Origin of the sequence: Streptomyces sp. NPDC006476 (genome assembly GCF_040612015.1) — a bacterium.
Taxonomy (GTDB): Bacteria; Actinomycetota; Actinomycetes; order Streptomycetales; family Streptomycetaceae; genus Streptomyces; species Streptomyces griseorubiginosus_B.
In genome coordinates, this window is record NZ_JBEXPK010000020.1 from 115,776 (window position 1) to 138,518 (window position 22,743).

Genomic DNA, 22,743 nt, shown 5'->3' on the forward strand with positions numbered 1-22,743 from the left:
GCCAGGCGAGGAAGTCGACGTACAGCGCCAGGCGCAGCGAGGTCATGAGGTCACCTCGCGGCTGATGCGGTCGCAGTAGTCCTCGAACGACTCCGTGAACTTGCCGTCGATGGAGGCCTGGAAGTCGGGGTCGGGGTCCTGTCGGTCGCGGCCGAGCCAGGCGGCGAGGCCGGGGATGTTGACGACGGCGCCGGTCTCGGCTGCCGCGTCCAGGACCACGCCGAGCGAGTCGACAGGGGCCAGCTGGCGGTGGTTACGGCGCAGCAGCCGGGTCACGGCGGCGGCGATGCGGGAGGCGGCCATCACGCCACCGCCTCGGGGTCGAAGCGGGCGGCGTCCAGGCGTTCGAAGTAGGCGCGCAGCTGGCTGGGCTCCCACGCGGTTTCGTCGTCGCCGAACTCGCGGTGGGCCTGCTGGTCGACGCGGACGAGGGCGTCCTCGGTGATGTCGGCGAGCGCACGCATTCAGACCACCTCGGGCAGCACGCGCAGCTGGTGCTGCCGGGCCACGAACGCCTGCAGTTCGGCGACCGCCTCGGCGAGCTCGTTGAGCGCCTGCGGGCTGGAACGGGTGACGGAGATGGCGACGGACTGCCCGGCCTCTCCGATGACCAACTGGGCGCACGGCTTGCCGTCGATGCCGCGGAAGTGCTTGGTGCGGATCGGGCCGTCGTTCAGGTCGAAGTTGATCCCGCCATACATCTCGGCACGGGTCATGACGCCTCCTTCGGCGTGGCGTTGAGTTCGGCGAGTGCGTCCTCGTCGCCAGCGATGGCGCGGACGTCGAGCGGGAGGGACGCCCAGACCTCGCCGAGCCACTCCATGGCCCACTCGTCGCCGACGCAGCTGGTCATCGACTGGTGGACTGTGCGGAGGGCTTCGATCAGAGGCCGCATCTCCTCGTAGGCGTAGACGGCGACTTTCGTGGTGATCGCAGAAGCCAGGTCGCTGGCGGATTCGGCTGAGCCGAGGCGGATCGGGGTGTCGCGGATCGTGTCCGCGATCAGCGCACCGAGCGGCAGCAAGACCTCCGCCACGGCTTCGGACTGCGCGGTCATCGCCGCTCACCGCCCTTGGCGGTGGCACGCTCGCGGTCGGCCATGACGGTGGCCCAGAACGTGTAGAAGAGGCAGTCCAGCGCCTCCTCACGCTCGGATTCCGGCAGCGAGTCGAACGCCACCCGGCCGATGTCCTCCGGCGTGAACCCCTCTGGGCGCTCCTCGCGGAGCATCTCCTCCGCCTCGTTCCACATCGCCTGCCACGGGGAGACGAACACGATCGACGACGTGATCTCGTCGAAGGGGGTCAAAGGCTCGAAGTTCACGACGCACCGCCCGTGGCGAGCAGGCGTCCGAGTTCGACAATCCCGGCGACCTCGTTGATGCGGTCCTGACCGCAGGTAGAGCACGGCTGCACCAGCTCGAACTTGATGGACTCACCGGCATGGTCGATCCGGTATCGCAGGTACTCCGAACGCCCTGGCGCAAGCGGCGCGGCGGCCTCCTGCATGTCACTCGGCAAGTCGGCGTGCGGGGTGTACGTCCACTCCAGTCCAGCGGCCGTGGAGCCGAGCGTGGAAACTGCTGCTTCGCGTGCGAACTTCAGGAACTCCTGACGCTCCTGCTCGCACAGCGCATCGGCCAGTTCCTCGGCGGAGTCGCTGTACTCCTCGTAGGAGATCTCGGCGAGCTCGATGAGGGTCATCTTGCGGCCGTCGATGATCTGGGAAGATGGCATTGATCTGCCCCTCTGTTCACGGATGGTGTGGGTGGATCTGGCCGTTCCCCGTGCTTCGCCGTTCGGGGGGCGGCCTCATTGCCGTCTAGGCGGCGGCGCGGGCCGGCTTGGTGGCGCTGCTGGTGGTGTTGCGGCGCAGGCGGGCGATCTTCGTGCGGTCGGCGGGGACCTGGCACAGGGTGCGGATCTCGCGGATGTTGTCCTCGCTGAGCCACTTGGAGCGGCCCATGCGGGTGTGGGGGAAGCCGTGCTTGTTCAGGCCGTCCATCAGCCAGCGGTAGCCGCAGCCCAGTGCGCGGGCGGCTTCCCGGGGATCTCGGTAGCCGTCGCGTCGCATGAGTTCGCCTATGTCGACGGTGGGGGTGTTGGGGGCGGACATGGTCACCTCTCTTCTGGGGGCTCTTCAGGGGGGATTGAGAGCTGTTCGTCGGTTGCGTTGAGGGCTGTGCGGAGCCGGATGTAGCGCTTGGGTCCCATCCGCTCCCGGGTGCCGGTTTCAAGCCGCTGGAGGTAGCTGCGGGAGATGCCCGCTCGGTCGGCGGCTTCTTGAACTGACAGGCCTTGGCTCATGCGCCGTCTGCGCAGGGAAGGCCCGTGCACCAGGTAGTGGGCTGGGGTTCTTGCCATGCAGAGAATCTACGCGTTTCTACGAGTCTCTGCTAGCGCTACCTCTCAGTAACATGCAGAAACTTGCGTGATCTTGCTTGTCTGGTGCGATCACAAGCGCGCACGGAGATTAAGGTTCGCGCCAGAAATGCAGGTGTTCCTAGCTGTTCCTGAGAGTCCCTGTCATGATGTGCGTCATGGCACCCCCACATGAGGAAAGCGCACTTCAGAGGCTCGCCACTCTGGTCATTCAGCGACGCTCCAGCCTCGGCATGAACAAGATCGACGTCGCTCGCGCCGCCCAAATCCAGATCAACACCTACAGCAAGGTGGAAGAGGGCAAGTCGGTACGGCCCGTCACCTACGGGAAAATCGAACCCGTCATCGGCTGGGCCCGGGGAAGCTGCCTGGAGATCCTGCGGGGCGCCCCCAACGCAACCGTCATCGAGTCCGGGTCGGCCGGCATCGCCGTCTCCCCCATCCAGGAAGGTGACTTGGCGGCCGACGTTGCTGCCGCCGTTCAGGACGCTGCCGTGTCGGTGAGCGACACACTCACTGCCGCAGAGATCCGCGAACTGAAGCGCCGCGTAGTGGAGGAGCTGGAGAAACGCGGAAGGATCACCGGAACTGATCGAAACTGACCGCTTCCGGCGCACAACCTTTTCCGTTTATCGCTTCGTTACATTAAGCACCCTCGTCACTTAGACCGAACTGGTCACAACAGCCAGTCAACGTGGCAGCATCTACCAGTACTTGGGAGGTTCCCTCTCACCCGAAAGGGGGAGCCCGTGCACGAAATGCTCACCATCGACCTGGGGCCAGGCTTCAACGGATTCCGCGGCTTGGTAGATGGGAGAATCGTGTGTGTTGCGACGCCCCGGGTTGAGCACGACATAGAAGCAAGACGTGCCGTGCGAGACCTGATCCAGCGTCAAGGAGGCGACTGCGCCGCCTGCCGACAATGCATCGTCGGCGAGCACCCGCAGTAAGGCAGTCGCGGCGGTGGGGCCGGCGGCTGGGGAGCTAGCCGGCCACCCCGCAACGGCACCCAGGGGAGCACATGGCCTACGTCGAGTGGCGCGGGAACACCTGTCGAGTCGTATGGAACACGCGCAAGAAGGACGAGCGCGGCAAATGGATCTACGACCAGAAGGGCGGCTTCACCGACGAGGTTGCGGCCAAGAATTACGGGCTGGACCGCGAAGCCGAGATCCGCAACGACGACTACATCCCCCGCCGCGACGGCGCCGTCACCATCGGCGAGTACGCCAAGACCTGGGTCGACACCCTCGACGTCGGGCACCTCCGCGAGCGGGCCATCAGATCCATGCTGCGGCTCTACATCGAGCCGCGCTGGGGCCAGACCCCCGTCGGTGACGTCCTTCCCTCCTCGTACAAGGCATGGAAGAAGCAGCTCAAAGCCCTCCCCAACGTCGGCGAGAAGTACGGCGAGGAGATCCTCACCGTCTTCTCCATGCTCATGGATGACGCCGTCGACGACGGACTGCGCAAGACCTCGCCCGTCCCCAAGGGGCGCAAGCAGCGCCGCGGCCGGTACAAGAAGAAGCCGCGTGAACGCAAGCGCGAGATGCGCATCGAGGACGTCCACCAGCTGGCCTGCAACGCGCTGGCCTTCTGGGGCCTGGACGGCTTCGTGTTCATTTGGACCATGGCCGCCACCGGGATGCGGCCTGCCGAGCTGTACGCGCTACGCCGCGTCTACACCCATCCCGCCTGGCCGGCCTCCGACCCGCTGGACGACCCGAACGAAGAAGACCGGGCCGAGCGGCACGCCGAAGACCTCGAGCGCTACGGGCCCGACCTGATGCCGGCGATCCGCGTGCAGTGGCAGCACCAGCGGGAGAAGGGCGTCCTGAAGGCGTTCCCGCCCAAGTACGAGTCCCGCCGCAGCCTCGTCATTCCCCCGTTCCTGGCCGAGCTGTTGGAGCTGCTACTGAAGAGCCACGACGGCGAACACGTGTTCCGGGCCATCTCGGGCGGCCTGCTCGCCAACGCCAACTTCACCTACCACTACTGGCGGCCGATCGCCGATGGGCGCCAGGCGTCCAAGGAGTTCGAGCGAACCAGGCTCGGCCAGCAGCAGACCGTCACCTCTCGCCGGCCCGTCGCCGAGATCCCGGCGACGGCCTACGCGGGCAAACGCCTCTACCTGCTCCGGCACGGGCACAAGGAATGGATCGACGAGGCGGGCGGCGTGCACTCGCGGATCGCCGTGGAGACGCGCATGGGTCACGAGGTCGCGGGCGTGGAGGGCCTGTACGCGAACGTGACAACGGCGATGGAGCGGCGGATGATGGATTCGTTGCAGGAGCGCTTTGAGCGCTTCGTGCGGGAGACGGTGTGGGAGACGGCGGTCCGTTCTCCCAGTTCTCTCCCAGATGGCCTCGCCGAGTGGTGGAACCGGCAGGTCAGAACCGCCAAGGGTCCCCAATGATGCACTGGTTCATGAAGTTCATCTCGACCAAGAGCTTCATGCCGTTCGTCTGGTACCGGGTCGCCCTCGGGATAGTCATCATCGCCCTGGTGACCATGGGTGTGCTCAGCCCGCACGCCGCGGAGTCGGCTGACTGACCGCCCAGTCAGTAAAAGCGTCGCGATCATGGAACCGTGACCCATCACATAGGTGATGTGTAGCCGTCCGGTAGCGCACTGTCAGTGCTTGCCCCTAGGCTTGTCGGCATGTCCCGCGAATCCATGGCCCCTGGTTCCGTGCGGTCTGCCGCCGAGGTGAACGAGCAGATCCGGGCGCTCTGGCTGCGTGCGGGCGGTTCCCTGTCGGCGCAGGAGCGCGCGGAGTACGAGCTGCTGGTGGTCGAGTGGGCGGAGGCCATCCGGGCCGACGTCATCGAGGCCGCGTAGGCCTGCGGTGCGAGAGCCGGTCCGAGGTGCGGCACGCCCTGCCGCGCACCAGGCCGGTCTGGTCAACGCCCGCCCGCCACGCGCAACACGGCGCCCGTCGTGTACGACGCCTCCGGTGACAGCAACCACGCGATGGCCGCGGCGATCTCCTCGGCCCGACCCGGCCGCCGCAGCGGAATCGTCGCCGCCATGCGCCGCGCCCGGTCGGGATCGCCCATCGCCGCGTGCATCTCGGTGTCGATCGCGCCGGGGGCGACGGCGTTGACGCGGATGCCGTCCGGCCCGAGTTCCTTCGCCAGCCCCAGAGTCAGAGCGTCCACGCCGGCCTTGGCCGCCGCGTAGTGCACGTACTCGCCGGGGCTGCCAAGCGTGGCGGCGCCCGAGGACACGTTCACGATGGCGCCGCTTCCCCGGGCCGTCATCAGCTGTGCGGCCCTGCGTGAACACAGCAGTGTGCCCAGGAGGTTGACGTCGACGACCCGTCGCAGCGTCGCCGTGTCCGTGTCGGCGAGACGGCCCAGCAGCCCGGTCACACCGGCGTTGTTCACCAGTCCGGTCACCGGCCCGAGTTCACCTTCCGCCGTCGCGAAGAGGCGCTCTACGTCCGCCTCGACGGACACGTCGACCCGCACCGCGACGGCACGTCCGCCGGCCCCGCGCACGCCCACGGCCACCTCCCCGGCCGCGTCGGCATCGTGGACGTACCCGATCACCACGTCGTGGCCGTCCGCCGCGAGCCGCAAACAGGTCGCGGCGCCGATCCCCCTACTGCCTCCGGTGACCACCGTGACGGGACGTGCCATGACAGCTCCTCGGAGGTTGATCGATTATCGATCAGCTTAGTCCGGCCGTCGTCGAACGGTGCCGTACGGGACCGCTTCTGCCCCAGGGGCGCCGAGAAGCGCCGGTCGCCCCGGCACGGTGGTCGGGGCGAGCAGGCCTTCTAGCGGGACCTTCGCACGGAGAACTCGTTGCCGTCGGGGTCGAGCATCAGCACCCGGCCGTCGTCGCCCACGCCGGTGTCGGTGTGCTTCGCGCCGAGCGAGACCAGGCGGTCGCGCTCCGTCTCCCAGTCGGCGTCCGCGGGGAGGGCCAGTTCGAGATACAGCCGGTTCGCGCCCGTCTTCGGCGCCACCGGAGGACCACCCCAGGTGATCTTCGTACCGCCGTTCGGCGACTGGACCGCCGTCTCCTGGTCCTGGTCCCATACCAGCGGCCACCGCAGCGCCTCGCTCCAGAAGTAGCCGACCTCCTGCGTGCCGTCGCAGGCCAGCGCTCCGATGACGCCGGTGCCGGCGAGGAACTTGTTGCCCGCCTCGATCACACAGAACTCGTTGCCCTCGGGATCGGCGAGCACCACATGCTCGTCCTCCGGGCCCTGGCCCACGTCGATGTGGTGCGCGCCGAGTTCCAGCGCTCTGGCCACCGTCTGCCGCTGCCCCTCCGGGGAGGCGCTCGTCAGGTCGAAATGCGCCCGGTTCCGGCCGGACTTGGGCTCCCGGCTCGGCAGGAAACGGATGCGGAACCCGGCGCCGTCACGGGGCAGGACCTCGGCGCCGTCGTCCGGGCCGTCGGCCAACTCCCAGTCCAGGACGCCGGACCAGAACCGCGCCAGGTCCGACGGCCGGGCGGCGTTGAAGCAGATCGCGAACAGTCGACTCGTCATGCCCCGCACGTCTCCTTCCGCCGGCGGCCGGAAGAACGCCGCCTCGTCTCACCGTCGGGCCAGCCTAGGGACGCCCGTGTGGCACCCGCATCCGTATTTCCCCGCGGAGCCCGGCCCCCGACGCCCGCCGCCGACCAACTGACCGGCCAACCAGGCGCGAGACGGCGGGAGTTCGACGCCCGATTGTCACCTCGCGCCCCTTGGCCCGGCATCCTCGATGCCCAACACTGAACCGATGACGCAGCGCGTGGAGCTCGCGACCGTGATGGACCGACTGGCCGTCGACGAGGTGGTCACCGACTACGCGGCGGCCGTGGACGACGGTGACTGGGAGGCGTACCGGGCGCTGTTCACACCCGACGGACGCGCCGACTACCGCTCGGCCGGCGGTGTCGAGGGCGAGGCGGAGAAGGTTGCCGCGTGGCTCGCCGAGAGCATGCGGCTGTTTCCGATGCGCCAGCATCTGATCGTCAACCGTCGTGTGCGCTTCGGGACGTTGGACCAGGACGCCGGGGACACCGCGCGGGTGCGGGCCGACTACGTCAACCCCATGCGGTTCGACGCCGAGGGGGCCGCTCCCGACTTCGTGTGCGGCGGGCGCTACGCGTTCGGTCTGCTGCGGACGTCCGACGGCTGGCGGCTGCGCGAGGTCGTCGTACAGGAGAAGTGGCGGCGCATGCCCGAGCGGACCACCGGCTGATCATGCCTGTGGTTCGGATCATCTGTTCCGGATCACCGAAAGGACGCACACTGGAGCCACCAGTGGGTAGGGAGGCCTTCCATGAGGAACTTCGGTGAATGGCTCGCCTCCCCCTGGCGGCGCTCCGCCCTCGCCGCGCTGGCCGGCGCCCTGCCCGTGTTCGCGTTCCCCGCACCCTCTGTGTGGTGGTTCGCGTACGTCGCTCTCGTTCCCTGGATCGTGCTGATCCGCTCCGCGCCGACGGGAAAGCGGGCCGCGTACGACGGCTGGGCCGGCGGGTTCGGCTACATGGTGGCGGTGCACCACTGGCTCTTTCCCAGCCTGAACGTGTTCATCTTCGTCATCGGCGCCCTTCTGGGCGCGCTGTGGGCGCCGTGGGGCTGGCTGGTGCGGCGGTTCCTGAGCGGGGTGCCCGGGCCGGGGCGGGGCCTGGCCGCGCTGGTCGTACTGCCGTCGGGCTGGCTGATGGTGGAGTTGGTGCGGTCCTGGCAGGGGCTCGGAGGCCCGTGGGGCATGCTCGGCTCCAGTCAGTGGCAGGTGGAACCGGCGTTGCGGCTGGCCTCCGTCGGCGGGGTGTGGCTGCTGAGCTTCCTCGTGGTGGCCGTCAACGTCTCCCTCGCCGTGTTGGTGTCGGTGCGCGAGTCCCGGGTGCCGGCGGTCGCCGGGATCGTCGTGACGGCCGCCGCGACCTCCGCGGCCTGGGTGTGGTCACCGCGCCCCGACACCGACGGCCGGGTGCGGATGGCCGTCGTGCAGCCCGGTGTCATCGAGGGCGCCGACCAGCGCTTCGCCCGCGAGGAGCAGCTGACCCGGCAACTCGTCGGACGGCACCTCGACCTGATCGTCTGGGGTGAGAGCAGCGTCGGCTACGACCTGGGCGACCGGCCCGACCTGGCGCGGCGGATCGCGGCGCTGTCCCGCGCGACCGGGGCCGACATCCTCGTCAACGTCGACGCGCGCCGCTCCGACAAGCCCGGCATCTACAAGAGTTCGGTGCTCGTCGGACCGAACGGCCTGACCGGTGACCGCTACGACAAGATGCGGCTCGTGCCGTTCGGCGAGTACATACCGGCCCGCAGGTTCCTGGGCTGGGCGACCTCCGTGGGTAGGGCGGCGGGCGAGGACCGCAGGCGGGGCACCGAACAGGTCGTGATGAACGTCGGTCACGGTCTGCGCGTCGGCCCGATGGTCTGCTTCGAGTCGGCGTTCCCCGACATGAGCCGCCATCTCGCCGAGGACGGCGCCGACGTCCTGGTGGCGCAGTCATCGACCTCGTCCTTCCAGCACAGTTGGGCCCCCGAGCAGCACGCCTCGCTGGCCGCCCTGCGGGCCGCGGAGACCGGCCGCCCGATGGTGCACGCGACCCTGACGGGTGTCTCGGCGGTGTACGGGCCGAGCGGTGAGCGGCTCGGCCCGTGGGCGGGGACCAGCGACAGCGAGGCCGTGGTGTACGACATCCCGCTGGCGCACGGTGTCACCCCGTACGTCCGCTACGGCGACTGGCCGGTGCACGGCTCCCTCGTCGTCCTCGCGCTGTGGTGCGCGGCCGAGGGCCTCCGGGCCGTACGGCTCAGGCGGCCCGCTCCAGAACCGCGCGTACCACCCGCTCGCACAGTTCATGAGTCGCCAGCGCGTCCCGGGCGCTGAGCACCTTGCCCGCGCGCACCGCGTCCAGGAAGGCCAGCGCGGCCTGTTCGATGCCGCGCTGCCGGGCCACCGGCACCCAGTCGCCGCGCCGGCGCACGGTGGGCTGGCCCTTGTGGTCGACGACCTCGGCGAGGTTGAGCACCTGACGCTTGGTGTCCTGCCCGGACACCTCCAGGATCTCCTCCGCGGAACCGCTGAGCCGGTTCATCACACCGAGCGCGGTGAAGCCCTCGCCGGACAGCTGCAGGACGACGTGATGGAGCAGGCCGTCCTCGACGCGGGCCCGCACGGTCACGTCGTCGACCGGACCGGGCACCAGGAAGCGCAGGGTGTCGACGACGTGGATGAAGTCGTCGAGGATCATCGAGCGCGGCTCCTCCGGCAGCCCGATGCGGTTCTTCTGCATCAGGATCAGCTCGCGCGGATGGTCGGCGCACTGGACGTACCCGGGCGCGAACCGCCGGTTGAACCCGACGGCCAGGCTGACGTCGCGCTGCTCGGCGAGCGCCACCAGCCGCTCGGAGTCGGCGAGTTGATGGGCGAGCGGTTTGTCGACGTACGTCGGGACTCCCGCCTCCAGCAGCCGCGTGACGATCTCCGGGTGCGCCACGGTCGGCGCGTGCACGAAGGCGGCGTCGAGGTGCTGGGCGAGTAGCGCGTCCAGCGTCGCGTGCCGGTGGTCCCGCGGGAGGTGCAGGCTGTCGCCGACCCGGTCGAGCGTCGCGGGCGTCCGGGTCTGCAGATGCAGCTCGACTCCGGCCAGCGCGGCGAGGACCGGGAGATAGGCCTTCTGCGCGATGTCACCGAGTCCGATGCAGCCGACCTTCACGGGGTGCTCTCCTTAGCCGTGGTCCTGCCGGAAGCATACGGCGGCCACGGCGCCGCTCCAGGCTCGGTGGGTCGGCCTCGACCATGCCGGCCGACCGCGCCGGGAGCCGTACCGGAATTCGGTGGTGGGTCCACGGGCGTTGGGAAAGGATGCGGCCATGACGACCGAACGCCGTGAACCCGCGACCACCGCCGACGAGCGCAGCATGCTGGAGGGCTGGCTGGACTACCACCGGCAGACCCTGGCCTGGAAGTGCGAGGGACTGACCGACGCCCAGCTCAGGACGGCCGCGGTGGAGCCGTCCGAGCTGTCCCTGATGGGGCTGGTGCGGCACATGGCGGAGGTGGAGCGCGGCTGGTTCCGCTCGGTCCTCGTGGGCGAGGACGCCGGGCCGATCTACTACAGCGACGAGGACCCGGACGGTGAGTTCCATCTGACCGAGGCGGACACCTGGGCGGAGGCGCACGCCACCTGGCAGGCCGAGATCGAGGCCGCCCGCGGCAACGCGGCGGGCTTCGGCCTGGACGACCTCTCCAAGGGCCGCAGCAGGCGCACCGGGGAGCAGTTCAACCTGCGCTGGATCTACACCCACATGATCGAGGAGTACGCCCGGCACAACGGCCACGCCGACCTGATCCGCGAGCGCGTGGACGGCGCCACCGGCGACTGACGTCAGCCGGGACGCCCCCGCGCCCGCCATAAGGGGCGGGAGATCACCCGTGCGGGGCATCCTGCGCTCATCCACTGTCCGCCGGGCCGTTCCGGACGCCATTGTTGCGCGGGTGCATCGAACGACGACCACCGCAACGCTCCTGGTCACCGTGGCCGTCATGGCCCTGTCCGGCTGTGTGACCGTCCAGCGCCCGCCCCTGCCCGTCCCGCCGACGGCGGCCCCGTCCCAGCCTCCGGCCCCGCGCCCGGACGGTGAGGGGGAGCCGCAGATCGTGCAGGCGCCGGCCCGCGAGGCCCTGGAGATGATCGGCCCGTCCCGGAGCGCGGAGCCGAGGACACCTCAGCGGCACCGGAATCCGGCGCGCGAGCCCGCCCCGGTCGTCCGGCCGGCGGCACCCCGCTCGCACCCGCGGCCGGCGCATCCCGAGCCGCGGCACGGGCAACAGCCCGGCATCGAGATCCCCGACGTGACCGGGTCGGTCCCCAAGAGCCAGGCCGACGTGTGTGGCCTGGGCAAGAGGTACGGGGGCTGGCGGGCGGACAGCCCGGAGTCGGTGATCTGCCGGCAGGCGTACGGGCGGTGACCCCGGCACGGTGCGCTCAGGGCCGCTGCCGGGGCGGCCCCCACCAGCCCGTCTCGCCGGGGCCGTCCTCGCCGAGGCGCAGCTCCAGCCGGGTGATGGCCGCCCGTACCCCGTCGCCGTAACTGTCGTGGGCGAGGGTCGCGGCGGCCGTGCGGGCCCGGTGGAGGTGGGTGCGGGCGGCGCCGCCCCGGCCGAGCTTGACGTAGTCGGCCGCCAGGTTGAGGTGCAGCGAGGGGTACAGGGCACGTACCGCGAGCGCGCTCTCGTGCTCGGCGGGCCGCCCGTCGGTGAGCTCCTCCGCCGCCGTCAACGCCCGCAGGTCCCAGGCCAGTTCGTCGGCCGGGTCGTCCTGGGCGTCGGCCAGGTAGTGGGCCAGGGTGCAGCGGTGCAGCGGGTCGCCGTCCTCGCCGATCTCCGCCCACAGGGCGAGGAAGCGGTCCCGGGCCTCCTCGCGGTCGCCCGCGTGCTGCAGGATCACGACCTGCCCGATCCGTGACATCACGGCGTCCGACGCCGTCTGCTCCGGTCCCTTGGCCACCGCGCCCTCCGCCCACTCGTCGGCTGTCCCGGTCGACGCTAACCCCGGGCACGGGCGATCACGGGAAGGCGGCACCGGGCCGGCGACGCGCGGAACCGGCCCGGCGGTGCTCAGCCGAGGTTCGGGATGGTCCAGTCGATCGGCTCGTGGCCCTGCGCCGCGACCGCCTCGTTGATCTGCGTGAACGGGCGCGAGCCGAAGAACTTCTTCGCGGACAGCGGGGAGGGATGCGCGCCCTTGACCACCACGTGCCGTGTCTCGTCGATCAGCGGCAGCTTCTTCTGCGCGTAGTTGCCCCACAGGACGAAGACCGCCGGGTCGGGCCGCTCGGCCACCGCGCGGATCACCGCGTCGGTGAACTTCTCCCAGCCCTTGCCCTTGTGCGAGTTGGCCTCGCCGGAGCGGACCGTGAGCACCGCGTTCAACAGCAGGACGCCCTGTTCGGCCCACGGCATCAGATAGCCGTTGTCCGGGACGGGGCTGCCCAGCTCCTCGTGCATCTCCTTGTAGATGTTGCGCAGCGACGGCGGGATCCGGACGCCCGGGCGGACCGAGAAACACAGCCCGTGGCCCTGGCCCTCACCGTGGTACGGGTCCTGGCCGAGCACGAGGACCTTCACCTTGTCGTAGGGCGTGGCGTCCAGCGCGGCGAAGACCTCCTCGCGCGGCGGGTAGACGGGACCGCGCGCCCGCTCCTCCTCGACGAACTCCGTCAGCTCCTTGAAGTAGGGCTGCTGCAGTTCGTCGCCCAGAACCCCGCGCCAGGACTCGGGCAGCATGGCGATGTCGGTCACGTCAACGTCCTTACGATGTGCGGAAAACGGCGTGCGGTCACTTCCAGGACTCAGAACCTACAGGCGACCACTGACAACGGCCCGCCGATGGCCGAAGGACGGCGTCTACCAGCTGGTCTTGCGGTACAGCTGCCACATCATCATGATCGTCGACGGGTCCAGCGCCTGCTCCGCGCCGGAGATGTCGTCACTGGCGGCGACGTACTGCTTGCCCTGCCACAGCGGCAGCAGCCGGGCGTCGCGGACGAGGACCTGCTGGGCCCTCTCGAACTCCTGCACCACGTCGGCGCGGTCGCTCTGCCGGCGCGACTCGGGCAGCAGCCGCCCGGTGATCTCGGGCTCCGGGTAGGGCGTGCCCAGCGCGTTCTGATCGCCGACGAACGGGGCGATGAAGTTGTCCGGGTCGGGGAAGTCGGGGAACCAGCCGCGCCCGAACACCGGGTACTCGCCCTTCTGGTAGCCGGTCACATACGTCTTCCAGGGCCGGCTCTTGAGGGTGACCGTGAACAGGCCCGAGGACTCCAGCTGGCGCTTGAGCTCGGCGAACTCCAGCCCCGTGGAGGAGCCGTAGCGGTCGGTGGTGTACCAGAGGGTGAGCGGGACGCGCTGCTTGATGCCGACGTCGGTGAGGATCCGGCGGGCCTTGGTGACGCTGGGGCTGCCGAAGTCGTCGAAGAAGTCGGTGGTGTGGCCGGTCAGCCCCTTCGGGACCATGGAGTACAGCGGCTCGACGGTGTCCTTGTAGACCTTGTGCGCGATCGCGCCCCGGTCGACGAGCTGGGCGACGGCCTTGCGGACCGCGGTGTTGCCGGCCCAGCGGTCCTTGGGGTTGAACACCAGGTAGTTGATCTCGATGCCGGCGCCCTCGTTGATCTGCAGCTTGCCGTTGGCGTCGTGCTTCTGCAGGTCGACGATGTCGTCGGCGTCCAGTCCGCGGAAGGCCACGTCGAGGGTGCCCTTGCGCAGGTCGGCGACCATCGGGGCCGACTCGCGGTAGTAGCGGATGGTCACCGCGTCGTTCTTGCGGTCGGCGTAGCCCTTGTAGTTGCCGTTCCTGACGAGTTCGGCCTTCTTGCCGTCCTCGTACGACTGCAGCGTGTACGGCCCCGAGCCGTCGACCTTGTCGTCCTTGCGCAGGGCGGCGGCCGGGTACTTCTGGGGGTCCACGATGGACATCGCGGGTGTGGCGAGCACGAAGGGGAAGGTGGCGTCGGGCTGGTTGAGGTGGAAGACGACCTCCGTGTCGCCCAGTGCCTGCACCCGGTCGAGGCTGCCGAGGAGCCCGGCGGGACCGCCGTTGAGGTTGATCTTCCGGATGCGGTCGATGGAGTACTTGACGGCGGCGGCGTCGAGGGCGTGTCCGTCGGAGAACTTAAGGCCCCGGCGCAGCTCGCATCTGTACGTCGTGTTCGAACTGTCGGTGAAGCGGCAGTTGTCGGCGGCGTCCGGCTGCGGGGTGGTCGCGCCGACGGGGTAGCTGAGCAGTGTCTGGTAGATGTTGCGGAACAGTTCCCAGGACTGGTCCCAGGACGCCGCCGGGTCCAGGGTGCTGGGAGCGCTCGTCGTCCCGACGGTGATCGGTCCCGTGCTGTCGGAGGAGTCCGACGAGAGGACGCCGCACCCGGCCACCAGGGTCGATATGGATGCGATGGCCGCCGTTTGCCGCAGGCATCGGTTCCGGTTGAACACGTGCTCGCTCCTCGATCTGCCGTACCAAGGGTCGGCAGACCATACCGCAGTGTGACTTAGGTTCAACCCGCTTCGTACAGGGCCGTTGATCAGCATCTTTATGACGACGTTGTCATTTCCCCGTGCCTGTCCCGTACGACGACGAGGGCGCCGTTCCCGTCAAGGAAACGGCGCCCTCGGGTGCCCGATCGTTACAATCGCAACGACTTTGTCAGGAGACACCGGCGTTCAGGAAGATGCCGCCGTCGACCACGAGCGTCTGGCCGGTGACCCAGTCCGACTGCTCGGAGGTGAGGAACGCGGCGGCGCCGCCGATGTCGGACGGCACGCCGAGCCGGGCCAGCGGGTAGGCGGCGGCCGCCTCCGCCTCCCGGCCCTCGTACAGGGCCTTGGCGAACTGGGTCTTCACCACGGCCGGGGCGATCGCGTTGACCCGCACCTTCGGCGCGAACTCGTGCGCCAACTGCTGGGTGAGGTTGATCAGCGCGGCCTTGCTGACGCCGTAGGCGGCGATGAAGGGCGAGGGCGCGAGGCCCGCCACGGAGGCGATGTTGACGATGGCCCCGCCGTTCTCCTTCTGCCAGGCGTGCCAGGTCTTCTGCGCGAAACCGAGCGCGGAGATCACGTTGGTCTCGAAGACCTTGCGGGCCACGTCCAGGTCGAGGTCGGCGATCGGGCCGAACACCGGGTTGGTGCCGGCGTTGTTGACCAGGAAGTCGACGCGGCCGAAGGCCTCCATCGTGCGCTCGACGACCTCGGTCTGGTGGTCCAGGTCGTGCGCCTTGCCGGCGACGCCGATGACCCGGTCGGAACCGAGCTTCTCGACGGCCTCCTTCAGGGCGTCCTCGTTGCGGCCGGTGATGGCCACGCGGTCGCCGCGGGCGACGAGCGCCTCGGCGACGCCGTAGCCGATGCCGCGGCTGGCGCCGGTGACGACGGCGACCTTGCCGGAGAGTTCAGTCATGTCCGTTACTCCTGGTCGAACCTAGTCGAGGGGGCCGCCGGCGACGTACAGCACCTGGCCGGAGACGAACCCGGCCGCCTCGCCGGCGAAGAAGGCGATGGCGTTGGCGATGTCGTCCGGCTCGCCCACGCGCGCGACCGGGATCTGGGTGGCGGCCGCGGCCTTGAAGTCCTCGAAGCCCATGCCGACGCGCTCGGCGGTGGCCTTGGTCATCTCGGTGGCGATGAAGCCGGGGGCGACGGCGTTGGCGGTGATGCCGAACTTGCCGAGCTCCTTGGCGAGGGTCTTGGTGAAGCCCTGCAGACCCGCCTTGGCGGCCGAGTAGTTGACCTGGCCACGGTTGCCGAGCGCCGAGGAGGAGGACAGGTTGACGATCCGGCCGAAGCCCGCGTCGACCATGTGCTTCTGGACGGCCTTCGACATCAGGAAGGCGCCGCGCAGGTGGACGTTCATGACGGTGTCCCAGTCGGAGACGCTCATCTTGAACAGCAGGTTGTCGCGCAGCACGCCCGCGTTGTTGACCAGGATCGTCGGCGCGCCCAGCTCCTCGGCCACGCGCGCGATCGCGGCTTCGACCTGCGCCTCGTCGGAGACGTCGGCGCCGACCGCGAGGGCCCTGCCGCCGGCCGCGGTGATCTTCTCCACGGTGTCCTTGCAGGCGGCCTCGTCGAGGTCGATCACGGCGACCGCGCGACCCTCGGCGGCCAGTCGTACGGCGGTGGCGGCGCCGATGCCACGCGCTCCGCCGGTGACCACGGCGACCCGCTGCTCAGTGGTGGACATTGCTGCTTCTCCTCGCCCTTGAGAGAACCCGCGGCCCGGTGAGCGACCGCTTAGTACCTTCGTCGCACGTGACGCTAGAAGCCATGGCACCCGGTGTCAACGTCACGCGGCTGCGGTGTGATCCATTACCTCACCAGCAGGTCGAGCAACCGCTCGGTCTCGGCCGCCGGATCGGTGGTGAGCCCAGTGTGCACCGGTCCGGGCTGGACGACCGTGGAGCGCGGCGCGATGAGCCAGCGGAAACGCCGTCCGGCGTCCTCACCCGCGGCCTGCCCTGCCCCCTCTCCCCCGCCGCAGACGCGCTCGACGGCCCCGAGCGCCGCCCGGATCCCGGCCACGTCGGCCCCCGGGTCGAGGGCCAGCAGCCGCGCCTCGTCGAGGTGGGTGCGGGCGCCGACGTACCGCTGGGCGCGGCAGTAGAGCAGCACGCCCGCGTTGATGCACTCACCGCGTTCGACGCGGGGCACGACCCGCAGCAGGGCGTACTCGAAGACGTCCCGGTCGTTGGCCTCGCTGGCGCGGATGATGTGCCGCTCGACCACGGAGCCGGCCATGTGGATGTGGCGGTCGCTCACTTGCCCTCCTCGATTCCGGTCACGCGCGTGTGGACGTCGGCGGCGCGGGCGAGCAGCACGCGCGCGTAGGCGTGCCGGAGCCCGTCCGGGGTGTCGAAGCCGGGTTCGTCGGCCAGCCAGACGTCCGGGATCTCCGCGGTGACCTCGGCCAGGAGGTCCGCGGTGACCCGGGGGGCGAGTTCGGCGGCGGCGCCCGCGAGGTCGGGGCGGAAGCGGGCGAGGGCGTGATCGGAGGCGTCGTAGGGGCGGGCGGCGGAGGCGTCGGCGCCGGGCCAGTTGTGGTGCCAGATCATGGTGGCGCCGTGGTCGATGAGCCACAGCCCGCCCTGCCGGACCAGCAGGTTGGGGTTGCGCCAGGACCGGTCGACGTTGTTGATCAGGGCGTCGAACCACAGGACGCGTCCGGCCTCCTCGGGGCTCACCTCGAAGGCGAGCGGGTCGAAGCCGAGGGCGCCGGAGAGGAAGTCCATACCGAGGTTGGTGCCGCCACTCGCCCGCAGCAGGTCCTGCACCTGCTGCTCGGGCTCACCGAGACCCAGCACCGGATCGAGGCCGATCGTGACCAGGCGGGGGATCCGGAAGCCCAGCCGGCGGGCGAGTTCCCCGCAGATCACCTCCGCGACGAGCGTCTTGCGGCCCTGGCCGGCGCCGGTGAACTTCATGACGTACGTCCCGAAGTCGTCGGCCTCGACGAGCCCCGGCAGCGAGCCGCCCTCACGCAGGGGCGTGATGAAGCGGGTCGCGATCACTTCCTTGAGCATCGCCCCAGGTTACTGGCCGACAGCGAACCGACAGCTCCGGTTTACCCCGCCCTGAACTCGAACGCGTTTAGATCTCGACATCGTCTGAACAACCCATGCGCGAACACCGTACCCCTGGACGATCCACAAAGCCCGCAACGAAGGGAACCGTCAGCATGACGACCAGCGAACCGCTCCAGCCCGTCCCGGCGCCGGCCCGGCGTACCGTCGTGGCGGCGGTCGGCGCCGCCGGACTCGCCGTCGCGCTGACCGCGTGCGGATCCTCCGACGACAACTCCTCCAGCTCCTCGGACACCCAGGCCGGCGCGAACGCGAACAACGGCGGCACGGCCGGCGGCGACGCGAGCGCGAGCGCCTCGTCCGGCTCCGGCGGCGGCGCGGCCCTGGCCAAGACCGCCGACATCCCGGAGGGCGGCGGCAAGATCTTCAAGGACAAGTCCGTGGTGGTGACCCAGCCGGCCTCGGGCACCTTCAAGGCCTTCTCGACCAAGTGCCCGCACCAGGGCTGCGCGGTCTCCAGCATCTCCAACGGTGTCATCGTCTGTCCCTGCCACGGCAGCGAGTTCTCCGTGACGGACGGCAGCGTGAAGAAGGGCCCGGCCACCACCGGTCTCACGGCCCAGAACGTCACCGTGAGCGGGGACTCGATCACGCTGGCCTGATCCGCGCCCGCCGCGGCCCTTCGAGGCAGCCCAGCACCTCCGCCGTGGTCGCGACCGTGGCGACCAGGGCGAGGGTGTTGCGGATCATCGCCGGGGTGTACTCGGAGGGCACTCCCGCGATGGCATCGGAGGGCACCACGACCGTGTAGCCGCGGTTGACCGCGTCGAAGACGGCGTTGGGGACGGCCACGTTGGCCGAGACTCCGGCCACGACGAGCGTGCGGCAGCCGAGGTTGCGCAGCAGCGGGTCGACGTCGGTGCCCTGGATCGGCGACAGCCCGTGCAGCCGCCGTACGACGAGGTCCTCCTCGGCGACCTCGATGGGGGCCGCCACCCGCACCGCCGTGGTGCCGGACAGCTGCTGGACGGGTAGCCGTTCGGCGGCGCGGAAGAGGCGGGCATTGCGGTTGGCGCCGCGTCCGTCGGGACGCCGCTCGGCGATGGCGTGGATGACCTGGACGCCGTCGGCGTGGGCGGCGGACACGAGCCGTGCCACATTGGCGAGCGCGCCCGACCGGCGTGCCTCCAGGGCGAGTTCGGGCAGTGCGCTGTCCGGGCCGACGACACCCTGCTGGCACTCGACGGTGAGCAGCACGGTGGTGGCAGGATCGAGGAGTTCGCTGAGCTGTTCGCGGGGCGGCACGGTTCCCCCTCGTCTCCGGCGGCTGGAGCGGGCGAGCGTAGCGACCATTGCGCATGGACGGAAGACGACCCATGCTTTTCTGACGTGATGTCAGAGGATCACCGGACCCTCTGGCACTTCGTGAGAGAAGAGGGGGACGCATGACCGTCACTCAGCGCCGCGGCCGCAAGATCATGATGACGCCGGGCGAGCTGGACGAGTTCCTCACCGGCCAGCGCACCTGCCGGGTGGCCACCGTGTCGGCGGGCGGGGCCCCGCATGTCAGCGCGCTGTGGTTCGCCTGGGACGGCACCTCGGTCTGGCTGTACTCGGTGGTGCGCAGCAAGCGGTGGACCGACCTGCGGCGGGACCCGCGGGTCGCGATCGTGGTGGACTCGGGCGAGGACTACGACGAGCTGCGCGGCGTGGAGCTGTCGGGAACCGTGGAGTTCGTGGGCGAGTTCCCGCGCACCGGGGAACTGTGCGCCGAACTCGACGTCCCGGAGACCTTGTTCGCCCGCAAGAACTTCGGCCTGGAGGAGATGCCGCACGACGGCCGGCACGCCTGGATCCGGCTGACGCCCGAGAAGATCGTGTCCTGGGACTTCCGCAAGCTGGGTGGCATTTAGGCGAGTTGCGCGGGGGCAGGCAGGCGCGTCGGGATCAGCCGGCCTTCTTCGCCGCCTCCTGCAGCGCCTCCACCGCCGCCCGGATCGACGGGCGGCGGTCGGCGTCCGCGCGCCATACGGCGTAGACGTACCGGTGCACGCGGTGCCGCACGGGCACGGCCCGCACTCCGGCCGGCATCGGGTCGCGGCCCAGCCGCGGTGCGACGCAGACCCCCAACCCGGCGGCCACCAGGGCGAGTTGGGTGTGGTGCTCCTCGGCGCGGTGGGCGATCCGCGGCTCGATGCCCTTGCTGCGCAGGGTGTAGAGCAGCCATTCGTGGCAGAACTCGCCCTCCGGCCAGACCACCCATTCGTCCTGGCTGAAGTCGTCCAGGTCGACGTCGTCCCGGCCGGCCAGCGGGTGTCCCGCGGGCATGGCGATCTCCACGGGGTCGTCGAGGATCGGCGCCTTGGCCAGCCCGTCGGGCATGGGCAGCGGCTTGTTGTACCAGTCCAGGACGACGGCGAGGTCGGCGTCGCCCCGGAGCACCGCGTTCACGCCCTCCTCCGGCTCCAGCTCCCGCGAGCGCACCCGCAGCGCCGGGTGGTCGTCGCGCAGCGCGGCGAGGGCGGCCGGGAAGAGCCCGCGCAGGGCCGTCGGGAACGCGACCAGCCGCAGCTCACCGACCACCTGCCCGCGCTGCGCCTCCAGATCGGACTGGGCGAGCTCGACCTGCGACAGGATCCGCGCCGCGTGTTCGGCGAGCAGCCGGCCCGCGTCCGTGAGCCGCACGCCCCGGCCGTTCTTGGCCAGCAGCCGCTGGCCCACCTCCCGCTCCAGCTTGGCCATCTGCTGCGAGACGGCCGAGGTCGTGACGTGCAGCCCCTCGGCCGCGCCGCTGACCGAGCCGTGCCGGGCGAGGGCGTCGAGGGTGCGCAGGCGCTCCAGGTTCAACATGTAAGCGATGCTACGAGATATCTCGCTCGAATTCTCGTTTGTGCTACGAGGTGCTGTCCAGCATCGTTACGGCCATGACCACCGCCACCGCGGCCACCCAGGCCCCCGCCCGCCCCACCGCCCGCCGCCCCGCCCTCGACTGGCGTCTGCGCTTCGGCGCGCTGTCCCTGATCTGGGGCTTCAGCTTCCTCCTCATCAAGGTCGGCACCCAGGGCTACGCGCCGTTCCAGGTCACCCTCGGGCGGCTGGCATTCGGTACGGCGGTGCTCGCGGGGGCGATGGTGGTCAAGCGGGAGCGGTTGCCGCGGGGCGTGCGGACCTGGGCGCATCTGACGGTCGCGGCGTTCCTGCTCAACGCTCTGCCGTTCTCGCTCTTCGCCTACTCCGAGCTGACGATCCCTTCGACGCTGGCGGGCATCTGCAACGCGACCTCGCCGCTGTGGGGCATGGCCCTGTCCCTGGTCGCCCTCTCGGAGGACCGGCCGACCCGCGTCCGGGTCGCGGGGCTCGGCATCGGCTTCCTCGGTGTCCTGACGGTCCTCGGTGCCTGGCAGGGTTTCCACGGCCTGGACGCCACGGGCACCGCGATGGCTCTGTCGGCCTCGCTGAGCTACCCCGTGGGCTGGATCTACGTCCGTCGCACCCTGGCCGGCTCCAGCCACTCGAACCTCTCCCTGACGGGAGCCCAGTTGCTGCTGGCGACCCTGCAACTGGCCGTGGTGACCCCGCTGTTCACCTCCCTCCCCACCCGCTTCCCGGCCCTCCCCCTTCTCGCGATCGCCGCGCTGGGCGCCCTGGGCACCGGCCTCGCCGTGCTCGTCCAGTACGGCCTGGTCGCGGAGGTCGGCCCCACGACGGCCCAGATGGTCACGTACTTCATCCCGGTCATCGCCACCGCCGCGGGCGTGGCGGTCCTCGGCGAGTCCCTGACCTGGTCGACCCCGGTGGGTGCGGTGATCGTCCTGGCGGGTGCGGCACTGACCCAGATACGCCGACGCCCCTGAGACACCGGCCCGCGCCGGCTCCGGGGCAACCGGGGTGGCGGCCGCGGGACCCACCGGCGGGGCGTTGGATGGAGCGCCGGTGGGCTACGGCCCTGCGGTGACGGGGCCGGATCAGACGTAGGTACGTGTGGGCGCTGGTCCCAGGGCCCGGGCGACCGCGTCCGCCAGCAGGGGTGTCTCCTCCGGTGTGAGTGTGGAGACCGTGATCCGGATGCCGGGCGGGGCGCTCATGCGGAAGCGGGCTCCCGGGGACACCGCCCAGCCGGCGTGCAGGAGGCGGGCGACGGCGCCCGTCTCGTCGGGGACCGGGATCCAGACGTTCATGCCGCTGAGGCCGTGCGCGGCGACGCCCCGCTCGGCGAGTGCGTCGATCAGCAGGTCACGGCGTTCCCGGTAGGCGGCCGCCACCGCGGTCGGGTCGAGGGCGTCGTCGGTCCACAGGTGCACCACCGCCCGCTGGACGATGCGGCTGACCCAGCCGGGGCCCAGGCGGTGCCGGCCGGTCACGCGGTCGACGGTGACCGGGTCGCCGGTGAGCACGGCGAGGCGCAGGTCGGGACCGTAGGCCTTGGCGACCGAGCGGACGAGGGCCCAGTGGTGGGTGACGCCGGCCAGGGGGTGCAGGGGCAGGTCGACGATGCCGTGGCCGTGGTCGTCCTCGATCAGCAGGGTCTCCGGGTGCTCCCGCAGCACGGCCCGCAGGGCACGCGCGCGTGCGGCGGTCACCGCGGCGCCGGTCGGGTTCTGGGCGCGGTCGGTGACGACCAGCGCCCGGGCGCCCGCTTCCAGGGCCCGCCGTACGTCCTCGGCCCGCGGCCCCTCGTCGTCGACACCGACCGGGGCCGTGCGCAGTCCGAGCGCCGGGATCAGGTCGAGCAGGCTGCCCCAGCCGGGGTCCTCGACGGCCACGGTGTCCCCGGGCTTGAGGTGGGCCGCGAGCACCCGCTCGATGGCGTCCAGCGAGCCGGACGCGACGGCCAGCGGCCCGTCCGGTACGCCGTCGGCGTCCAGGCGCGCACGGGCGATGCGGGCCAGCGCGGGCTCGATGAGGGCGTCCCCGTACAGCACGGGTTCCCGGTCACTCTGCTCCGCGGCCGCCGCGAAGGCCTTCGCCAGCGGCGGCAGCAGCGCCGGGTCCGGGTTGCCGCTCGCCACGTCCCGCACACCCTCGGGCACGTCCATCCGCGCGTACTCGCGGCCCGTGGTCGCCGGCTTCGACCGCACCCGGCTCCCCCGCCGTCCGGCCGTCTCGATCACCCCACGCTCCCGCAGGATCCGGTACGCGGCGGCGACCGTATTGGGATTCACCCCGAGCTCGACCGCCAACTCCCGCATGGGAGGCAGCGGTTGCCCCGGCTCCAGATCCCCCGAACCCACCGCGCGCTCGACGCTCGCCGCAATCTCTGCTGCGCGTCGCCCCTCGATCCGATATCCTCCTAGCACAAAGCAGATTATGCACTAGTGC

At 70.4% G+C, this 22,743-nt stretch carries 31 protein-coding genes and 1 pseudogene; 11 read left to right on the plus strand and 21 right to left on the minus strand.

Going from position 1 to position 22,743, the window contains the following annotated elements; all coding sequences use genetic code 11:
- Positions 1-42: 42 nt before the first annotated feature.
- From ABZZ74_RS23690 to ABZZ74_RS23725, 8 genes are all read right to left on the minus strand, one after another.
- Positions 43-303 (minus strand): hypothetical protein, encoded by a 261-nt coding sequence (locus ABZZ74_RS23690; protein ID WP_356767985.1) that lies wholly within the window; start codon positions 301-303, stop codon positions 43-45.
- Positions 303-464: a hypothetical protein gene (locus ABZZ74_RS23695; RefSeq protein ID WP_356767987.1), complete on the minus strand. Its 162-nt coding sequence runs from the start codon at positions 462-464 to the stop codon at positions 303-305. Before ABZZ74_RS23695 ends, ABZZ74_RS23690 begins: the two co-directional genes overlap by 1 nt.
- Entirely contained in the window at positions 465-716 is a 252-nt protein-coding gene (locus ABZZ74_RS23700; RefSeq protein ID WP_356767989.1) for a hypothetical protein, read from the minus strand.
- The gene (locus ABZZ74_RS23705) at positions 713-1,057 is read right to left on the minus strand and encodes a hypothetical protein (protein WP_356767991.1); all 345 of its coding nucleotides are present in this window, start codon (positions 1,055-1,057) and stop codon (positions 713-715) included. Before ABZZ74_RS23705 ends, ABZZ74_RS23700 begins: the two co-directional genes overlap by 4 nt.
- Positions 1,054-1,323, minus strand: coding sequence for a hypothetical protein (locus ABZZ74_RS23710; protein WP_356767993.1), 270 nt, complete (start codon positions 1,321-1,323; stop codon positions 1,054-1,056). Before ABZZ74_RS23710 ends, ABZZ74_RS23705 begins: the two co-directional genes overlap by 4 nt.
- Positions 1,320-1,736 (minus strand): hypothetical protein, encoded by a 417-nt coding sequence (locus ABZZ74_RS23715; RefSeq protein ID WP_356767995.1) that lies wholly within the window; start codon positions 1,734-1,736, stop codon positions 1,320-1,322. Before ABZZ74_RS23715 ends, ABZZ74_RS23710 begins: the two co-directional genes overlap by 4 nt.
- Positions 1,737-1,821: 85 nt before the next feature.
- Positions 1,822-2,115 (minus strand): hypothetical protein, encoded by a 294-nt coding sequence (locus ABZZ74_RS23720; protein ID WP_356767997.1) that lies wholly within the window; start codon positions 2,113-2,115, stop codon positions 1,822-1,824.
- A 2-nt stretch (positions 2,116-2,117) separates the two neighbouring features.
- Positions 2,118-2,363 (minus strand): helix-turn-helix domain-containing protein, encoded by a 246-nt coding sequence (locus ABZZ74_RS23725; RefSeq protein ID WP_356767999.1) that lies wholly within the window; start codon positions 2,361-2,363, stop codon positions 2,118-2,120.
- A 251-nt stretch (positions 2,364-2,614) separates the two neighbouring features.
- Here ABZZ74_RS23725 and ABZZ74_RS23730 point away from each other — a divergent pair, with 251 nt between their 5' ends.
- From ABZZ74_RS23730 to ABZZ74_RS23745, 4 genes and pseudogenes are all read left to right on the plus strand, one after another.
- A complete protein-coding gene (locus ABZZ74_RS23730; RefSeq protein ID WP_356768001.1) occupies positions 2,615-2,983 on the plus strand; it encodes a hypothetical protein in 369 nt (122 codons plus the stop codon).
- Between the two features lie 419 nt (positions 2,984-3,402).
- The gene (locus ABZZ74_RS23735) at positions 3,403-4,797 is read left to right on the plus strand and encodes an integrase (RefSeq protein WP_356768003.1); all 1,395 of its coding nucleotides are present in this window, start codon (positions 3,403-3,405) and stop codon (positions 4,795-4,797) included.
- Positions 4,794-4,934: pseudogene (locus ABZZ74_RS23740) on the plus strand (undecaprenyl-diphosphatase); the annotation flags it as partial. The gene ABZZ74_RS23735 and the pseudogene ABZZ74_RS23740, both read left to right, overlap by 4 nt.
- A gap of 108 nt (positions 4,935-5,042) precedes the next feature.
- A complete protein-coding gene (locus tag ABZZ74_RS23745) occupies positions 5,043-5,222 on the plus strand; it encodes a hypothetical protein (RefSeq protein WP_356768005.1) in 180 nt (59 codons plus the stop codon).
- Between the two features lie 62 nt (positions 5,223-5,284).
- On the opposite strand, the gene ABZZ74_RS23750 is transcribed toward ABZZ74_RS23745, so the two are convergent.
- A complete protein-coding gene (locus ABZZ74_RS23750; protein WP_356768007.1) occupies positions 5,285-6,025 on the minus strand; it encodes an SDR family oxidoreductase in 741 nt (246 codons plus the stop codon).
- 140 nt (positions 6,026-6,165) lie between these two features.
- Positions 6,166-6,888, minus strand: a complete 723-nt coding sequence (locus ABZZ74_RS23755; RefSeq protein ID WP_356768009.1) for a VOC family protein — start codon at positions 6,886-6,888, stop codon at positions 6,166-6,168.
- 235 nt (positions 6,889-7,123) lie between these two features.
- Here ABZZ74_RS23755 and ABZZ74_RS23760 point away from each other — a divergent pair, with 235 nt between their 5' ends.
- Together ABZZ74_RS23760 and lnt are read left to right on the plus strand one after the other, a co-directional pair.
- Positions 7,124-7,588, plus strand: a complete 465-nt coding sequence (locus ABZZ74_RS23760; protein ID WP_356768011.1) for a nuclear transport factor 2 family protein — start codon at positions 7,124-7,126, stop codon at positions 7,586-7,588.
- An 81-nt stretch (positions 7,589-7,669) separates the two neighbouring features.
- Positions 7,670-9,235, plus strand: a complete 1,566-nt coding sequence (lnt, locus tag ABZZ74_RS23765; protein WP_356768013.1) for an apolipoprotein N-acyltransferase — start codon at positions 7,670-7,672, stop codon at positions 9,233-9,235.
- Here the strand turns inward: lnt and ABZZ74_RS23770 are convergent.
- Positions 9,159-10,064: a Gfo/Idh/MocA family oxidoreductase gene (locus tag ABZZ74_RS23770; protein WP_356768015.1), complete on the minus strand. Its 906-nt coding sequence runs from the start codon at positions 10,062-10,064 to the stop codon at positions 9,159-9,161. The genes lnt and ABZZ74_RS23770 overlap by 77 nt on opposite strands.
- A gap of 157 nt (positions 10,065-10,221) precedes the next feature.
- Here ABZZ74_RS23770 and ABZZ74_RS23775 point away from each other — a divergent pair, with 157 nt between their 5' ends.
- Both ABZZ74_RS23775 and ABZZ74_RS23780 read left to right on the plus strand, forming a co-directional pair.
- Entirely contained in the window at positions 10,222-10,734 is a 513-nt protein-coding gene (locus ABZZ74_RS23775) for a DinB family protein (protein WP_356768017.1), read from the plus strand.
- Positions 10,735-10,846: 112 nt separating this feature from the next.
- Positions 10,847-11,320 (plus strand): hypothetical protein, encoded by a 474-nt coding sequence (locus ABZZ74_RS23780; RefSeq protein WP_356768019.1) that lies wholly within the window; start codon positions 10,847-10,849, stop codon positions 11,318-11,320.
- A gap of 16 nt (positions 11,321-11,336) precedes the next feature.
- Here ABZZ74_RS23780 and ABZZ74_RS23785 read toward each other — a convergent pair whose 3' ends face one another.
- From ABZZ74_RS23785 to ABZZ74_RS23815, 7 genes are all read right to left on the minus strand, one after another.
- Entirely contained in the window at positions 11,337-11,858 is a 522-nt protein-coding gene (locus ABZZ74_RS23785) for a hypothetical protein (RefSeq protein WP_356768021.1), read from the minus strand.
- Positions 11,859-11,968: 110 nt separating this feature from the next.
- On the minus strand, positions 11,969-12,652 hold the full coding sequence (gene ung, locus ABZZ74_RS23790; RefSeq protein ID WP_356768023.1) for a uracil-DNA glycosylase: 684 nt from the start codon (positions 12,650-12,652) through the stop codon (positions 11,969-11,971).
- Positions 12,653-12,757: 105 nt separating this feature from the next.
- Positions 12,758-14,341 (minus strand): ABC transporter substrate-binding protein, encoded by a 1,584-nt coding sequence (locus tag ABZZ74_RS23795; protein ID WP_356768025.1) that lies wholly within the window; start codon positions 14,339-14,341, stop codon positions 12,758-12,760.
- 211 nt (positions 14,342-14,552) lie between these two features.
- A complete protein-coding gene (locus ABZZ74_RS23800) occupies positions 14,553-15,305 on the minus strand; it encodes an SDR family oxidoreductase (protein WP_208784612.1) in 753 nt (250 codons plus the stop codon).
- A gap of 21 nt (positions 15,306-15,326) precedes the next feature.
- On the minus strand, positions 15,327-16,088 hold the full coding sequence (gene fabG, locus ABZZ74_RS23805; RefSeq protein WP_356768027.1) for a 3-oxoacyl-ACP reductase FabG: 762 nt from the start codon (positions 16,086-16,088) through the stop codon (positions 15,327-15,329).
- 125 nt (positions 16,089-16,213) lie between these two features.
- A complete protein-coding gene (locus ABZZ74_RS23810; RefSeq protein ID WP_356768030.1) occupies positions 16,214-16,663 on the minus strand; it encodes a DUF3037 domain-containing protein in 450 nt (149 codons plus the stop codon).
- On the minus strand, positions 16,660-17,424 hold the full coding sequence (locus ABZZ74_RS23815; RefSeq protein WP_356768032.1) for a HipA family kinase: 765 nt from the start codon (positions 17,422-17,424) through the stop codon (positions 16,660-16,662). Before ABZZ74_RS23815 ends, ABZZ74_RS23810 begins: the two co-directional genes overlap by 4 nt.
- 155 nt (positions 17,425-17,579) lie before the next feature.
- Between ABZZ74_RS23815 and ABZZ74_RS23820 the strand changes: the two genes are divergently transcribed.
- Entirely contained in the window at positions 17,580-18,086 is a 507-nt protein-coding gene (locus ABZZ74_RS23820) for a Rieske (2Fe-2S) protein (RefSeq protein ID WP_356768034.1), read from the plus strand.
- Here ABZZ74_RS23820 and ABZZ74_RS23825 read toward each other — a convergent pair.
- Positions 18,073-18,729 carry a cysteine hydrolase gene (locus tag ABZZ74_RS23825; protein WP_356768036.1) on the minus strand — a complete coding sequence of 219 codons (657 nt, stop codon included), beginning with the start codon at positions 18,727-18,729 and terminating at the stop codon, positions 18,073-18,075. The genes ABZZ74_RS23820 and ABZZ74_RS23825 overlap by 14 nt on opposite strands.
- A gap of 140 nt (positions 18,730-18,869) precedes the next feature.
- Here ABZZ74_RS23825 and ABZZ74_RS23830 point away from each other — a divergent pair, with 140 nt between their 5' ends.
- Positions 18,870-19,337 (plus strand): pyridoxamine 5'-phosphate oxidase family protein, encoded by a 468-nt coding sequence (locus ABZZ74_RS23830; protein WP_356768038.1) that lies wholly within the window; start codon positions 18,870-18,872, stop codon positions 19,335-19,337.
- A gap of 34 nt (positions 19,338-19,371) precedes the next feature.
- Here ABZZ74_RS23830 and ABZZ74_RS23835 read toward each other — a convergent pair whose 3' ends face one another.
- On the minus strand, positions 19,372-20,274 hold the full coding sequence (locus tag ABZZ74_RS23835) for a LysR family transcriptional regulator (RefSeq protein WP_356768040.1): 903 nt from the start codon (positions 20,272-20,274) through the stop codon (positions 19,372-19,374).
- A 38-nt stretch (positions 20,275-20,312) separates the two neighbouring features.
- On the opposite strand from ABZZ74_RS23835, the gene ABZZ74_RS23840 reads away from it, so the two are divergent.
- The gene (locus ABZZ74_RS23840; protein WP_356768042.1) at positions 20,313-21,278 is read left to right on the plus strand and encodes a DMT family transporter; all 966 of its coding nucleotides are present in this window, start codon (positions 20,313-20,315) and stop codon (positions 21,276-21,278) included.
- A gap of 111 nt (positions 21,279-21,389) precedes the next feature.
- Here the strand turns inward: ABZZ74_RS23840 and ABZZ74_RS23845 are convergent, their stop codons facing one another.
- Positions 21,390-22,721, minus strand: a complete 1,332-nt coding sequence (locus ABZZ74_RS23845; protein WP_356768044.1) for an aminotransferase class I/II-fold pyridoxal phosphate-dependent enzyme — start codon at positions 22,719-22,721, stop codon at positions 21,390-21,392.
- Positions 22,722-22,743 lie beyond the last annotated feature (22 nt).